The sequence below is a fragment of the Verrucomicrobiia bacterium genome, from assembly GCA_035946615.1.
In the GTDB taxonomy this organism is placed as follows: Bacteria; Verrucomicrobiota; Verrucomicrobiia; order Limisphaerales; family UBA8199; genus DASYZB01.
This window is the reverse complement of sequence record DASYZB010000114.1, coordinates 1-14,545: the sequence shown is the minus strand read 5'-3', so window position 1 is coordinate 14,545 and position 14,545 is coordinate 1. Positions and strand designations below refer to the sequence as shown.

The window sequence follows — 14,545 nt, the reverse complement described above, 5'->3', positions numbered from 1 at the left end:
CATGAGCGCCACGCTGCCGCAAACCGACACGCTTGAAATTCCAAAACCGCCGCAGCGCCTCCTCACCTACTTCGAGGAGGGCGGGCGGACGCTTGGTTCCTGGCTGCTGACGACCGATCACAAGCGCATCGGGATTCTCTATCTCTACTCGATTGTGTTCTTTTTTACGATCGCCGCCGTTGCCGCCGCCATGATGCGCATGGAACTGGTCACCCCGCCAGGGGACATGGTCTCTTCCGAAACCTACAACAAGCTTTTTACCATCCACGGCGTCACGATGGTGTGGTTCTTTCTCATCCCCTCCATCCCCTCGGTTCTTGGGAACTTCGTTGTTCCGATGATGATTGGGGCGCGGGACCTGGCGTTTCCACGGTTGAATCTGCTGAGTTGGTATCTATTTATCATCGGCGGTTTGCTTGCCATCTATTCCATCGCTTTCGGCGGAGTCGATACCGGATGGACATTTTACGAGCCCTATAGCAGCGCCTTCTCCAACACCCACGTCGTCACGATGGTTGCCGGGATATTCGTCGCTGGATTCAGTTCGATCCTCACCGGTTTGAATTTCATCGTCAGCATCCACAAGCTGCGCGCCCCCGGATTGACCTGGTTCAGGCTGCCGCTTTTCCTTTGGTCCACGTATGCCACCAGCGTCATTCTCGTTATGGCCACGCCGGTGCTGGCGATGACATTGGTGCTGGTTGCGGCGGAAAGAATCTGGGGCGTGGGCATCTTTGACCCCAAGCTCGGGGGAGACCCAGTGCTGTTTCAACACCTGTTCTGGTTCTATTCGCACCCAGCGGTCTATATCATGATTCTGCCGGGCATGGGCGTTGTGAGCGAGGTGATCGCTTGTTTTGCGCGCAAACCGATTTTCGGCTACCACTTTGTTGCCTTCTCCAGCGTCGCCATCGCCCTGATTGGCTTTTTTGTTTGGGGCCATCACATGTTTGTCAGCAGCCAGTCGGTTTATGCGGGGCTGGTTTTTTCGCTCCTGAGCTATTTGGTGGCGGCGCCATCAGCTATCAAGGTCTTCAATTGGACAATGACTCTCTACCGTGGGCGGATTTATCTCGACACACCGATGCTTTATGCCTTTGCATTTATCGGCCTGTTCACGATAGGCGGATTGACCGGCCTGTTCCTGGCCGCGCTCGGGTTTGATGTCCATGTAACCGATACATACTTTGTCGTAGCCCATTTCCATTACATTATGGTCGGAGGAATGGTAACCGGGTTCCTGGCTGGACTTCATTACTGGTGGCCAAAAATCACCGGGCGTCTCTACCCGGAAAATTTGGGCCGGCTGGCTGCCCTCATCATTTTTATAGGGTTCAATGTCACATTCCTCCCCCAGTACGTCGTCGGATACCTTGGGATGCCTCGCCGCTACCATGCCTATGCTCCGGAGTTTCAGGTGTTCAATGTCATGTCGAGTGCCGGGGCCTCGATCCTGGGGGTCGGTTACCTGCTGCCGCTGATCTATCTGATTTGGTCGTTGAAACACGGCAAAAAAGCGCCACCCAATCCGTGGAGAGCGACCGGCCTCGAGTGGCAGACACCCTCGCCGCCGCCGAAGCATAATTTTGCTCAAACGCCCATTGTTACCCGTGATCCATATCAATATTCGCCGGAGATTGAGGAGGAACTGGTCCATGGGTGACGCGCACGCGACTGTAGCCGAGCAATTCGACGACTTGCCCCAGCAGTTGGAGGCCTCCACGCTCGGCATGTGGACCTTCCTGGCGACCGAAATCCTTTTCTTTGGCGCGTTGTTCCTGAGCTACATCATCTATCGGCACACCTACTTCGAGGCCTTTGCCGAGGCCGGCCGGCATGCAAAGATAATTCATGGCACCATCAACACGGCTTTGTTATTGACCAGTAGTTTCACCATGTCACTCGCCATCCACGCCGCCCAACGCGGACGTAACCGGCCCCTCATCGGGTTGTTGCTCTTAACGATGTTCCTGGGCTGCTGCTTTTTGGCCGTTAAGGGGCTCGAATACAAAAGTGACATTCACGAACACCTGGTTCCGGGCCGGCACTTCACCCATGAATTGCCGGCGCAAGCGCAAATCTTTTGGTTCCTTTACTGGATGATGACGGGCGTTCACTCGCTGCATTTGGCTGTTGGCATTGGCGTGCTGGCGGTGGTCGCCTGGATGGCATGGCGGGAGAAATTCTCCGCAGCTTATCATAATCCGGTCATCATTTCGGGGCTCTACTGGCATTTTGTAGATGTGATCTGGGTCTGGTTATACGCGCTATTCTACTTAATCAATCGTCACTGAAGAGAATATGACACCGCTCAATCCGCCGATCGTTTCGCCCAAAACCTATGTTTGGGTTTGGATAGTTTTGTTGTTGTTGCTGCTGCTCAACTGGGGCCTGGCGCAACTTGACCTCGGCCCCTTTAACCTGGTTGCCACCCTGGCCATACCCGTTGTCCAAATGCTCCTGATGCTGCTATTCCTCATGCACGTGCGCTTTAATCCGCCCTTAACGTGGGTTTTCGCGGCCGCCGGTTTTATCTGGCTGATCATTATGTTCGATCTGACCTTGAGCGATTATCTCACGCGCGGCAGTGTCCCTGGCATGCTGCGCAAAAGTTGGGAACACGGCGCCTGGCCGGCGCCCACAAAAGAACAGCCAGCCCTTGGCCAGCCTTCGCCTCCGGGACCGGCAAAATAAAATCGCGCGTGCGTTCACTTGCGTTCCGCGCGCATGAGGGTTAATACTGCATATAGTGACGGAGCCGGCAGAAGCGTCCGCCTCCGCCAGCCTTCACCATCCATGTCATAGGGACTCTGGCAAATGAGAGACTTTTGTGAGTTGCTTGTGGTTTTGGGAGTTGCCTGCCGAATCATCGCCGCGGCCGAAGCGCCTGCGTCTGCGCCAAACCAGCCGCCCGCTACAAAGAAGGATGACACTGTCGAAACTTACTGGGGAGTGAACGTGCCCGACCCGTACCGTTGGCTGGAGTCTGCCGATGCTCCCGACGTGAAGCAGTGGATCGAAGCTCAGAACACTTACACCGAGCGCGCCCTCTCAAGCTTTCCCCAGGGCGCAGCGATCGCCAAGCGGGTTCAGGCTCTGTCACTAACCTCCACACAGCGTTCGCAACCGGAGTTGGTTGCTGGCCGGCTGCTCTTTTTCCAACAGACCCCCCCGCAGCCACAGCCAGTGCTCGTTTCCCAAAGCTGGCCCAAGGGTGAGGCGAAGGTCCTGGTGGACCCGAACCAAACGCCCGGTGTTGCCATCACCGGCTACTGGCCCTCGCCAGACGGGCAGTTCGTTGCCTTCGGCACTGCCGAGGGAGGAAGCGAGGCGACCACGCTCCACGTCGTTGAGGTCGCCACGGGCAAGCCCCTCTCCGACAGCCTGCCGTACGCTGGGGGCGGCACTACCCCTCAGGGCGTGGCTTGGGACGCCGACAGCAAGGGCTTTGTCTATGTGCGCCTGCCTTTGCCCGGCACGGTTCCAGCCAAAGACGAGCAGTTTTACGCCGCGCTCTTTCATCACGCGCTTGGCGCTCCATCCAGCGATGACGCCCTCTCCTTCGGAAAGGACCTCTCTCCGGTCGCAGAATATTCCTTTACGCTCTCCAGTCTGGGCCACCATACCGCGATGATGGTGCATTTCGGAGATGGCAATCCCGCCCTTGTGTATCTGCGCACACCTGGCGCATGGCAGGAAGTGCTCGGCCCCGAGGCCAACGTGCGCGCAGCCGAGGACGCCGTTACGGAGGGCGGCGCAGCGACCTGGTTGGAGGACCGCCTCCTCGTCATCTCTTACCAGGATGCGCCGCGGGGCAAACTCCTTGCCATTAACCCTGGGGGTGGCGTGACCACTTTGGTGCCACAAGGCGGGGAGGCGATGCATGCCGTTTATGCCGTCAAAGGCGGCTTTCTAATCGTGTGGGTAGCCGGACCAGACTGGCGGCTCGACCAGTATAATGCCGACGGCAGCTTCGTGCGCCGTGTTCCGCTGCCAAGGAACGGTATCGGGATCGGCGCCATAGCCGCTTCGAGCCAATCGCCCGTTGCCCTGGTTTCCTATTCGGGTTGGAAATTTCCAAACCGCTGGGGCCAATTCGACACCCGGCACGGCACGCTCAGAACCATCTTCTCCGTCCAACCCGCAGCCGACTACTCGCGCCTTCGCACCTTCCGGCTGACGGCCCTTTCCAAGGACGGCACCCGCATCCCGGTCACCGTCGTCGCAATGGCGGGGATAAAACCGGATGGAAGGCGTCCGGCAATTCTCTATGGTTATGGTGGTTATGGCATCGTGGTGCCGCCGCATTTCATGGGGCCTGATCTAGCCTGGCTCGAGAGAGGCGGGGTGTACGCGCTGGCTAACATCCGCGGCGGCAGTGCCTACGGCGAGGGTTGGCACGAGGCCGGCATGCTGGGCAACAAGCAGAACGATTTCGACGATTTCTACGCCGCAGCGCGCGCGTTGGTTCAAAAGCACTGGACCGACCCTGCTCATCTCGGCATCCTCGGCGGCTCGAATGGCGGCCTCCTGATGGGGGCCGAACTCACCCAGCACCCGGACGCATATCGCGCCGTGGTAAGCTTTGTCGGGATTTACGACATGCTCCGGGCCGAGCTCTGGCCCAATGGCCGCTACAACATCAGCGAGTATGGCACCGTGACGAAGAACCAGGATTTCGAATGGCTCTATGCCTACTCTCCCTTGCAGCATGTCAGACCAGGTGTTGCCTACCCGGCTGTCCTGCTCGTCACGGGTGTGAACGACCCGCGTGTGGCGCCGTGGCAGTCCCGCAAGTTTGCCGCCGCCCTTCAAGCTGCGACCTCCTCCGATCAGCCGATCCTTCTGCTGACGCGCATGAACGAAGGCCATGGCGTCACTGCTTCGTTCAGCCAACGTGTTGGCAACACCGCCGATGCCCTCCTCTTTTTCGCTCACGAGCTCGATCTGAACGGCAATCTGCCAAAGTGAGCCGAGGAGCATGGGCTTGTGATTCTTGAAACGACCCGTAAGGCCGGGAGACTCACCGGCACAGGCTTGAGATAGGGTTTGATGCCGTGCTGGAAAACCGTTAGATTAACCCTATGACATTCAAAGCTGTCATCCATCCTGAACCAACCGGCGGCTACTGGGGGGAAGTGCCTGCCCTGCCAGGCTGTTACTCCCAAGGCGAGACAGTGGAGGAACTGCTCGCCAACTTACGCGAGGCCGCCGCCGGCTGTCTCGAAGTCCTGACTGAGGAAGGCCGCTCACCTGACCCCGAAGTGGAAGTCGCCGAACTTGCCCTATGAGGCCGATCACCGGCAAGGAACTCTGCCGGCTGTTGAACGAGGCGGGCTGGACGCTCAAGCGCATCAAAGGCAGCCATCACATTTTCGGTAAACCCGGCGAGCGCAAAATCATCGCCGTGCCCGTTCACGGAAATCAGACCATCAAACCAGGATTGGCCCTCCGCATCGGCAAAGACGCCGGGATTTCATGGTAAGTTCATTTTAAGATGGTTGCGGGGGCTGGATTTGAACCAGCGACCTTCAGGTTATGAGCCTGACGAGCTACCGGGCTGCTCCACCCCGCGGTCCTTGCGCAATTCATGATGCCTCAGGTTTGGCGCGGCGCAAGTGGTTTTTTATGAAATCTCCAACGACTGTGTATCCCTTTTAGCCCGACTTTAGCAACTCGACGCAAAAAACGGCAATTTTTGAGGCCCAGTTGCTAAAGTCGGGTTAGTTATGTGGACTCACAGGAGCCCCCTCCCAGGTTAAACGCAGATCAGCCTTTCGACCAAAGTGGCCTGAGTTCCTCGATGGCGTTAATCATGAATTGAATCGCCACCGCCGAAAGCAGCAGGCCCATAATCCGCACGGTGATATTCATGGCTATGGGGCTGAGCCATTGGGCCCCGCGCGCCGAGATGCGGAAGATGAGATAACAGGCGAAAGCGACCAGGAGAATGCACCCGTAGAGCCCGAGGCGCTGGACCAGATTGGCAGCCTGGTTGTGCAGCAGGATGGCCGTTGAAATCGCCCCCGGGCCGGCCAGCATGGGGATGGCCAAAGGCGCCACGGCGATGTCAGTCTTTTCCACACCGGCTGCCGTTTCTTCGTGGGTCTCCTGCACGCGCGAACGTTGAGCGCGCAGCATATCCAGGGCAACCAGCAGCAGGATGAGGCTGGCGGCCACTTGAAAGGCCGGCATGGTGATGCCGAGGAATTTGAAAATCCATTTGCCGGCAATTGAGAAGGCAATCAGCACACCGGCCATGACGCAACAGGCCAGGCGCGCCATCTTGATCCGCGCCTGGGGTGTGTCAGTGGGAGTCATGGCCAGGAAAGCCGGCACCGTCGCCAGCGGATCGACGATGACGAACAGCGAGCTGGCCGCCAGCAGCAGGTATTCAGGTAGATTCAGCGCAGGTCCCTTCTCAAGAAAGCCATTTGATTACACAGCGGCCTCTCTAGCCGGGCCTGGCGCCGAACAGGGCGCAAAGATGGCCTCGGTCATGCCATGGATAATCTTTTTATCGGCCGGGCAAACGGTCGCCAGCACGCCCCCGAGTTGCGCCCGCGCCGCATCGGCCTCGCCCACTACGAAATAATAAGGACAAAGCCGCGCTCGTCCTTTCATCGGCACGACGCGGTTGGAATCAAAATCGAACCACTGCGCATCGACCAGCCCCGGTTTGTGATAGCGCTGGAGCACATAAGGCGACCGGCCAAAGCCGGCGATGGCCTTCTGGACCGCCGCCGCCCAGTCGCTATGGGCCAGGTCGCTGCCCAGATACACCCCGCGCGCGCCCCAGGCGTGAGCCGAGAATCCGGACACCTTCAAGATGAGTTCGCGCTCCTTGTGTGAGAGGGTTTCGAGTTGGCGCCAATCCGTCAGGTTTAATTCCGGAACCGCGGCCTGCGGTGGCATTGGACTCGGATCGACAACCCATGTGTAAGGCGCCAGGCGCCGCATCCGCTGGAAAAAACTCTCCCCCAATTCCTGACGCCAGAAGCCTTCGAGATGCCGGTTCCAAAGCAACGCAAAAAGCATCTTCTCCTCAAACAGCGGCTTGGGCGGCGGGGTAAGGCGGATTCTCTTTTGAGCGGCGAGTTCGAAGATTCTTTGTGAATTGGGGACTTGGTCGAGATCGAATAACTCGAAAAACCGGTAAACGGCGTCCCCCTCAGCGAAATCCTCGAAACGAGTGTTTTGAACCTTAAACCTCGCCGGCTCCAATTGGCCGGCCATCCATTCCATTTCTGGCCGGTAAGTGGCCGCCTCCTCAGAAACAACGAGGTGCACGTTGCGAGCGGGGCCGAAAATTGCTGTGAAGCCGCGCAACATGCCGTTGGCGCCGCCGATAACCTGGTTGCTGATTTGGGAATAGACCTGATTAAGCCAGGCGGTCAGCCCAATGCCCCCGGGCACCGAATCCAGTTCGGTAACGCGCAGGCCCTGCTCTGTCAGGAGTAAATCGGGGCGGATGACCCGCGGGACATCGTTCTTGAATGCAGCCGACCGCTGAAGCGCGATGAGGTCTGTGGGTTTCCCCTGGTCCAGCCAGCCGGCCACCCACTCTGGTTGCTTGCCCTCAGCGCTCTTCCTATAGAGCAAATTGACAGCCCGGTAAAACTGAAGCAACACCCGCCCCAGCGATTCCAACTCGCCCGCGAGAGGCGCGTCGAGCGGGAAAGGGCCGGGCGAAATGCGCCACTCATGTCCGGCGAACAGACCTTCCGACGGAAGCGCCTTGCGGACCGACCAGGCGGCGTCGGCCTCCGAGGGTTGATTTGATATCTCGGTCTGCACGGTTTCCTGGTGTGGAATCCTGAGTAATCTTTGCGTTCTTTGCGTTCTCTCGCGGCTGATCGTTTTGGCTGCGGCTTGCCCGTGCTGCGAAATATCAGTCCCTACGTCCGCACCTGTCCGGTCCCGATACCCAGCCATTTATAGCTGGTCAATTCTTCAAGGCCCATCGGCCCGCGGGCCCCGATCTTGTCGGTGCTAATGCCGATCTCGGCGCCCATGCCGAACTCGCCCCCATCCGTAAAGCGCGTCGAGGCGTTCCAATACACCGCAGCCGAATCGACTTCGCCCAGGAACTGCCGGGCGCGCCCTTCGTTGCGGGTCACGATGCTGTCGGAATGCGCCGAACCATAATGGTTGACGTGCTCGATGGCCTGTTTGACGCCAGTTACCACGCGCACATTGAGAATAAAATCATTGTACTCGGTGAAAAAATCCTGCTCGGCCGCAAGCTTGAGTTTTGAATTGCCGTTGAATGCCGGTTTAAGGATTTCAAGCGCGCCAGCATCGCAGCGCAGCTCGACCTTTTTATCGACCAGCCTCCTGGCAATGGCGGGCAGGAAACTCGGCGCGATGGCCTTATCGACCAGCAGGGTCTCCATCGCGTTGCATACAGCCGGCCGCTGGACTTTGGCATTGAGCGCAATCTCCTCAGCCATCTCCGGGTCGGCATCGCCATCCACATAAACGTGGCAGACCCCTTTGTAATGCTTAATCACCGGCACTTTCGAACACTCGGCCACGGCCCGAATCAACCCTTCACCCCCTCGCGGGATGCACAAATCAACGTATTGTGTCAGGGCGAGCAATTCGGGGATGGCCTCTCGGTCGGCTATTGGCACCACCTGGATGGCTGCCTGAGGGAAATCGCGCAACGTTTGGGCGCCGGCCTCGTTCAAAATGTGAGCAATGGTTTGGTTGGAGTTCAGGGCTTCTTTGCCTCCGCGCAGGATGGTGGCGTTGCCGGCCTTGAAGCAAAGGCTGGCCGCATCAGCGGTCACATTGGGGCGCGATTCGTAGATGATGACCACCACGCCAATCGGGGTGCTCACCTTCTCCAAGCGCAGGCCGTTTGGCCTGACCCGTTCGTCCAGGACCCGCCCCACCGGGTCAGGCAACGCCGCCACCTCGCGCAGACCCCTGGCCATCGACCGGACCCGCCTCTCATCGAGCCTGAGCCGATCGAGCATGGCTTCCGCTAAACCACCCCGGCGGGCGGCCTCCATATCGAGCGAGTTGGCCTGCTGGATTGCGCTCTCGTTCCGTTCGAGCGCCGCCGCCATGGCCTGCAAACAGGCATTCTTCTGCTGGGTGGTCAACCCCGCTGCCTGCCGCGAGGCGGCCTTGGCCTGGCTGGCCAACTGCCGCATTTGTTCGCTCAAAGTCATCGGCCAACAGTAAGCCATCGGAATTCATTTGAACAGCGCAGAACAGGACGCATGCCTCGGCCAATCAAAACGTTCTGTGAAGGTTTTGGGGTTTAACTTGCGTGTTGGGTTGTGATTATCCATGTTATGGGGCCAATTGGCTGAATGACATTGAATCTCTCGATACTTGCCCTGGTGCTTGGCTTAGGGATGGGGCTTCCCCAAATCTATGGAATCGTTAATCCCTCAGGGTGGTCTGCAGCCGTGCGGCGCTTTCCCCGGTCCCTGCCGTGGGGCTATTTCTTAATGCTGCTGGGGACGGCCTGGTTTGTCTGGAACCTCAGCCAGGAATCAATAGCGGATTTTGCAACATACAAGAACCTGTTGCTGGCCGGTTTTGCGGCCGTGGGTATCGGGAGCTGTCTATTCGTGCAGGACTTCCTGGCCGTGCGCGGCCTGGCGGTGGTGCTGTTGTTGCTGGGCAAGTTGATGGTGGACTCGGGCAGGCCGTATTTGACGCAGACGCCCTGGGTGCTGGTCATTCAGTGCTGGGCGTATGTGCTGGTCGGGGTTGGGATGTGGCTAACGGTGGCGCCGTGGCGCCTGCGGGACTTGCTCGAGTGGGGCACGGCCAACGAGAAGCGGGTCAAGGTCGGGTGCGGAGTGCGCCTGGTTTTTGGTCTGCTTGTGGCGGTGCTGGGATTGACTGTATTTTGAGTGACCACTTTTCGCGGCAAGATACTGGTCATACGCGGGGGAGCGATAGGGGATTTTATATTAACGTTGCCGGCCATCGCGGCGCTGAGGCGCAATTTTCCAGAGGCATACATCGAGGTCCTGGGCTATCCGCACATTATCCAGTTGGCGGTGGCCGGCGGGCTGGTCGATTGCGCCCGCTCGATCGAGGCGCGGGCGCTGGCCGGTTTTTTTGCCAGGAACGGCCCCCTGGCTGAGGACCTGGCGTATTATTTTTCCGAGTTCGACATCATTGTCTCCTATTTGTACGACCCGGACAGCATTTTCCGCGCGAATATCGCGCGATGTTCGCCCGCCCAATTCATCTGGGGCCCGCACCGGCCAGATGAGAAATCCCGTATGCACGCGGTGAAGGTGTTTTTGAAACCGCTCGAGAGGCTGGCGATTTTTGACGCCGATTCCGTTCCGCATCTGCATGTCCGCGAGGGGCGCGGGGTGGGGGTTGGCGCAGGTGGAACAGAGGCGGAACAGCACAAGGCTGGGTGTGGTTTGGAGGTTGCCGGGCCGAAACGGCGGCCAGTATTGGCCTTGCACCCGGGCAGCGGCGCAGAGCGCAAGAACTGGCCCGAATCCAAATGGGCGGAGCTGTTGGAACAAGTGGTGCATGGGACAGATTTTGATTTGTATTTGGTGGGCGGTGAGGCGGAAGGAGAGCGATTGCAGCGGTTGGGGGCCGCGCTGCCCCCGCTCAGGACGCGTGTGGCGCAAAGCCTGCCACTGGCCGAATTGGCAGGGCTGCTGGCCGCGAGCACCGGCTTTATCGGACATGATTCCGGGATTTCCCATCTGGCGGCAGCGGTGGGGTTGCCGGCAATTATTTTGTGGGGAGAGACGGCCGAAGAGGTCTGGCGCCCGCCCAGTGAGAAAGCCGTGCTGGTGCGGGACCCGGGCGGGCTAGGCCGGCTCTCCACGCGAAAGGTGTTCGAAACAATGCAGCGCCTCTGGGCCGTGCGCTTCAACCAAATCCGATGAACAGAGCAATTCGTGCCGTGGTGTTCGACATGGACGGTGTCCTGGCCGATTCCGAACCGCTCATCAAAAGCGCCGCGATGTCCATGTTTCGCGAGTTGGGCCTCGTGGTGCAGCCGGATGATTTCCTGCCCTTCGTTGGCGCGGGCGAGGACCGGTTTATTGGAGGGGTGGCAGAGAGATACCATTTTGCGCTAAACCTGCCGGCAGCCAAGAAACGGACCTATCAGATTTACCTGGGGCTCGTGCCGGGGCAACTGCGGCCTTTTCCGGGAGCAGCGGAATTAGTGCGGGAATGCCGAGGGGCGGGGTTGCAAGTGGCCGTGGCGTCAAGCGCCGACCGCATAAAGGTATCCGCAAACCTCGACCAGATTGGCTTGCCGATGACGTGGTGGGACGCCGTGGTGACCGGGGAGGGGATTGCGGCAAAAAAACCTGCGCCTGACATTTTCCTGCTGGCCGCGCGCAAGCTGGACCGGGCGCCTGTGGAATGTGTGGTTATCGAAGACGCTGTGAACGGAGTCGAGGCCGCCAAGGCGGCTGGAATGCGTTGTGTTGCGGTGGCGCACACGTTTCCCGCAGAGCGCTTGCGCGCCGCGGATGTAGTCTGTGAAAAAATCGGGGATGTCTCAATTGAGGTTCTTAGCTGGTAAGGATTCAGTTTGAACAGGAGATAACAGAGAAAACAGAGGCGTGAACACGAAGCCAAAACTGTGTCTTGCATCCTTGTGGCTGCTCACTGAATGGTGAGGCGCTGTTTTTGCCTCCGTTGCCACAAAAGTGCTTCAAAAATCTCCGTTCCCTCCGTTTCCTCCTGTTTCTTTCTGCATGTTTCCGGCTCAGCAATGACGAAGGATGGAGCCGAAAAGGGGTTCTTTTTCCATGTGCGCACTTAAGGGGACTTGCGGCGCCTGGTCCCAAAACCCCCGCTAGGGGGTGGCCCGTTTATAGTAACGCCCCTGCCCTGAAAACACCAAACCCCGTAGGGGTGACCTCCCGAAATCACGTTTTCTTCGAGGAAGCTTGAGGACTTGTAATCGCAGGTGGTTTTCGGTGGCTTGGACCCAGAGCCAGCCGCGGGTTGGCTTCGCATTGAGCCCGGAATTCAAAACAGGCTGTTCTGACCCCAGCGGTTTTCTACGTGCTACAGCTCCCGCCAGGAACTCACGGTGTACTTCGGGTAGGGCGTCCCGCCGAGGTGTTCATCGTAATGAAAGTTCATTCCGCCGCTTAGGGTGACGCTATTGGCAACTAATTACCCCACGCCCATGGCGCTGCCGCTCAGCGTCGTGCTGGCTTCGGGCGCATCGCTGGTGCCAATAAACGCTGCGCTTCCCGAGTAGGTGGCTGTCTTAACCGATGGCAGACCGAAAACGGCGAAGCTGGATGCCACGCCAGTGCCATTAGCGACTCCGCCACCCGAGATAGTGATCGAGTCATTCCCGCTGACATTGGTGGTGCCGACGTAGAGACTAAAAGTCGAGCCGGGGGCCAGATAAACGAAACCGCTCCCGCTGAGGGTGAAACTTCCAGGCACATATAATGTCGCATTGCCGGTCACGACCATGCTCCCGCCGCCGGGGATGGTGAGGCTGGCGAGATTGTTATAGGTGCCGTTGCCGAGGGCATAGGTATAATTGGTGCCATTGACCCAGTGGGTTCCGGGCAGCGGCGGGGATAGCGCATTGGTCAGGATACCCGATGGCAAACTCACATCCACGACGTCCTTGTTGTAATTCGTCAGAGCGTGATAGACGGGGGACATTTGGATTGTCCCCGCATTCAACGAATTGCTGGCGTAATTGTTGTCGCCGACCACCCCGCTCGAGCCGACGGTCACCGTCCCGGCGCTTGTCTCAACATACCCAAATATTTTGCCCGTGCCCACCTGCACCGCTTTCGAGGCGCCCGACTGGCTGGCGACGTAGATGTTGTCCTTATGGCGGAGGGGAGTGTACATGCCATTAATACTGTAGTTCGTATCCGAAGAGTCGAAACTATCCAATATCGAGCTGCCGCTGATGGTGATAGTGCCCTTTGCGCGGATGCCATAGGGGAACTGATTGGTGCCCTTCACCGTCGTGACCCGCACGACGCGTTTGATGTAGCCGCTGAGCAACGGCGCCCGCACGTACCCTGTCGAAGTGATCACGGGGGGATCGGCCGAGGTAAAGTTGACTGCGAAATGGCTGTTGGTTCCGCCGAATGGGCTGTTCCTGGCGAGCGAATAGACCCCGCCTGCTCCGCTCCAGCCATTTGTCGGCGTAATGCTGTATTGGATTTGGGCCAAACCCTCCTCGACTCCAGCCTCGGCGACGGCCATTGCCTGGTTCCACGCCATCGAGTGCATGGCCACTTTGTTCCGATTCAGGGCTAGCCCCACGTAACTGCCTACAACCACGAACGAGATGCCGACAATGATCAACGCTAGAACCAATGTGCTGCCGGACTCCTTTTGGGATGGCTCTGTAATCATAGATTTTAGTTATTTTAGTTTGAGCGGATAGCGACCTTGGAAGACTGCACGCTTTGGGTGTTGGCCTTGTCTCCTTGCAAAACGTTCCTCGAGCAGCTCCAGGTCACCTCGACCAGTTTGCAGTTGGTCACCACCGAGGTGGTGATGGCATCGAACGTGTACGGTTGCGGCGTCCGCTGATAGATGTTGAACTGGAGCGAATCGCACCCGGTCAGCAGAACATTGGTTACACCCGATTTAATCCGGTAGAGTTCTTTACTTGACGGATTGTAGGTAAAGGTCAATGGGTTGCCGTCATAATCGTTGAAGGTCAGGCTATTGATGACGCCATTGTTGGTGGTGCAGGAGGTGACCCCAAGCACCTGGCGAATCTGTTGGGTGAACTCATCGAGAGCGAGTTGGCCCTTCTCATCCAGGTCCGCGTAGTTGGTCATGGCAACATACGAGCGGCTGGCATAGAGCGAAAAGACCACCGCTGCCAGGATCACTAGCGAGCCGAGTCCAACGGCCACCATCATCTCGACGAGCGTAAAGCCGGCTTGAGTCTTAATATGGGACATACCAGAGGAGTCCTTCCTTTGCAACGTACGTGCTCATCGACCGGGTGCGCGGGATGCTGTTATCGGTCCAGGATGCCTGGATTGTGACCAACCTTAAGTCATTGGAATAAACCTCAGTGATGTTCGGCGCGTTGGCAATTGTGACGTTTACCTGGTAAACCAGGCTCGTCGAACCCGAGTTGTCATACGGGACTGTGAAGGAAGTGGGCAGAATACCCGTATTGGGGTCGCTTTGCGACCAGGTACAAAGCCGGAGCACCTCCATCGTCTGCACCAGAACCTGCGTGGCCCGCAAATCCTCGCGAGTCAACTGCACGTTCTGAAAAGAGAGTGAAATGCCCCCATAAAGCCCTGCGCAGACCAGGCCCAGGACCATCATCGCAATGACCGTCTCGGCGAGCGTAAAGGCTTGCATCGCCGCGGTTCCTGTAGCTTTATCAGCAACCCTCATACGCGATTCTTCCAGTTCTCTCTTTATTAGGTACTCACATTTTGGCGCTAATTTAGGCCCCGAACGGGCTCACAAATAGCCTAGCTCTTCGGCTCTCAGTTGAACGGCGACTGCGTGCGGGCTGATTTGCAGGGCGTCACTGAGGAAGCTCTCCACGGTCTGATCAATGGCG

Annotated in this window: 15 protein-coding genes and 1 tRNA gene; 9 read left to right on the top strand and 7 right to left on the bottom strand. The window is 58.4% G+C overall.

The features are described from left to right. Position 1: 1 nt before the first annotated feature. From ctaD to VG146_16360, 6 genes are all read left to right on the top strand, one after another. On the top strand, positions 2-1,663 hold the full coding sequence (gene ctaD, locus VG146_16385) for a cytochrome c oxidase subunit I (protein ID HEV2393931.1): 1,662 nt from the start codon (positions 2-4) through the stop codon (positions 1,661-1,663). Next, complete coding sequence (locus VG146_16380; GenBank protein ID HEV2393930.1) at positions 1,656-2,294, top strand: cytochrome c oxidase subunit 3; 639 nt, start codon at positions 1,656-1,658, stop codon at positions 2,292-2,294. The genes ctaD and VG146_16380 overlap by 8 nt, the downstream gene beginning before the upstream one ends. Positions 2,295-2,301: 7 nt before the next feature. After that, a complete protein-coding gene (locus VG146_16375) occupies positions 2,302-2,694 on the top strand; it encodes a cytochrome C oxidase subunit IV family protein (protein ID HEV2393929.1) in 393 nt (130 codons plus the stop codon). A gap of 123 nt (positions 2,695-2,817) precedes the next feature. Further along, entirely contained in the window at positions 2,818-4,971 is a 2,154-nt protein-coding gene (locus VG146_16370) for a prolyl oligopeptidase family serine peptidase (protein ID HEV2393928.1), read from the top strand. A gap of 113 nt (positions 4,972-5,084) precedes the next feature. Beyond that, complete coding sequence (locus tag VG146_16365; protein ID HEV2393927.1) at positions 5,085-5,291, top strand: type II toxin-antitoxin system HicB family antitoxin; 207 nt, start codon at positions 5,085-5,087, stop codon at positions 5,289-5,291. Next, positions 5,288-5,485: a type II toxin-antitoxin system HicA family toxin gene (locus tag VG146_16360; GenBank protein ID HEV2393926.1), complete on the top strand. Its 198-nt coding sequence runs from the start codon at positions 5,288-5,290 to the stop codon at positions 5,483-5,485. The genes VG146_16365 and VG146_16360 overlap by 4 nt, the downstream gene beginning before the upstream one ends. A gap of 13 nt (positions 5,486-5,498) precedes the next feature. Here the strand turns inward: VG146_16360 and VG146_16355 are convergent. The 4 genes from VG146_16355 to VG146_16340 all read right to left on the bottom strand — a co-directional run bounded on the left by VG146_16355 (position 5,499) and on the right by VG146_16340 (position 9,182). Continuing rightward, positions 5,499-5,575, bottom strand: a tRNA-Met gene (locus VG146_16355). A 194-nt stretch (positions 5,576-5,769) separates the two neighbouring features. Further along, complete coding sequence (locus VG146_16350) at positions 5,770-6,384, bottom strand: MarC family protein (GenBank protein HEV2393925.1); 615 nt, start codon at positions 6,382-6,384, stop codon at positions 5,770-5,772. 54 nt (positions 6,385-6,438) lie between these two features. Then, on the bottom strand, positions 6,439-7,797 hold the full coding sequence (locus VG146_16345; GenBank protein ID HEV2393924.1) for a hypothetical protein: 1,359 nt from the start codon (positions 7,795-7,797) through the stop codon (positions 6,439-6,441). A gap of 101 nt (positions 7,798-7,898) precedes the next feature. Beyond that, positions 7,899-9,182 carry a glutamate-5-semialdehyde dehydrogenase gene (locus VG146_16340; protein ID HEV2393923.1) on the bottom strand — a complete coding sequence of 428 codons (1,284 nt, stop codon included), beginning with the start codon at positions 9,180-9,182 and terminating at the stop codon, positions 7,899-7,901. Positions 9,183-9,326: 144 nt separating this feature from the next. On the opposite strand from VG146_16340, the gene VG146_16335 reads away from it, so the two are divergent. The 3 genes from VG146_16335 to VG146_16325 are packed head-to-tail and all read left to right on the top strand — an operon-like array spanning position 9,327 to position 11,539. Beyond that, complete coding sequence (locus VG146_16335) at positions 9,327-9,878, top strand: hypothetical protein (GenBank protein HEV2393922.1); 552 nt, start codon at positions 9,327-9,329, stop codon at positions 9,876-9,878. Beyond that, on the top strand, positions 9,879-10,889 hold the full coding sequence (locus VG146_16330) for a glycosyltransferase family 9 protein (protein ID HEV2393921.1): 1,011 nt from the start codon (positions 9,879-9,881) through the stop codon (positions 10,887-10,889). Next, positions 10,886-11,539, top strand: coding sequence for an HAD-IA family hydrolase (locus VG146_16325; protein HEV2393920.1), 654 nt, complete (start codon positions 10,886-10,888; stop codon positions 11,537-11,539). The genes VG146_16330 and VG146_16325 overlap by 4 nt, the downstream gene beginning before the upstream one ends. Positions 11,540-12,141: 602 nt before the next feature. On the opposite strand, the gene VG146_16320 is transcribed toward VG146_16325, so the two are convergent. From VG146_16320 to VG146_16310, 3 genes are read right to left on the bottom strand one after another with little or no spacing between them, the layout of a single operon-like run. After that, positions 12,142-13,362, bottom strand: coding sequence for a hypothetical protein (locus tag VG146_16320; GenBank protein HEV2393919.1), 1,221 nt, complete (start codon positions 13,360-13,362; stop codon positions 12,142-12,144). 14 nt (positions 13,363-13,376) lie between these two features. Next, entirely contained in the window at positions 13,377-13,922 is a 546-nt protein-coding gene (locus VG146_16315) for a prepilin-type N-terminal cleavage/methylation domain-containing protein (GenBank protein HEV2393918.1), read from the bottom strand. Next, positions 13,909-14,373 carry a hypothetical protein gene (locus VG146_16310; GenBank protein HEV2393917.1) on the bottom strand — a complete coding sequence of 155 codons (465 nt, stop codon included), beginning with the start codon at positions 14,371-14,373 and terminating at the stop codon, positions 13,909-13,911. The genes VG146_16315 and VG146_16310 overlap by 14 nt, the downstream gene beginning before the upstream one ends. Positions 14,374-14,545 lie beyond the last annotated feature (172 nt).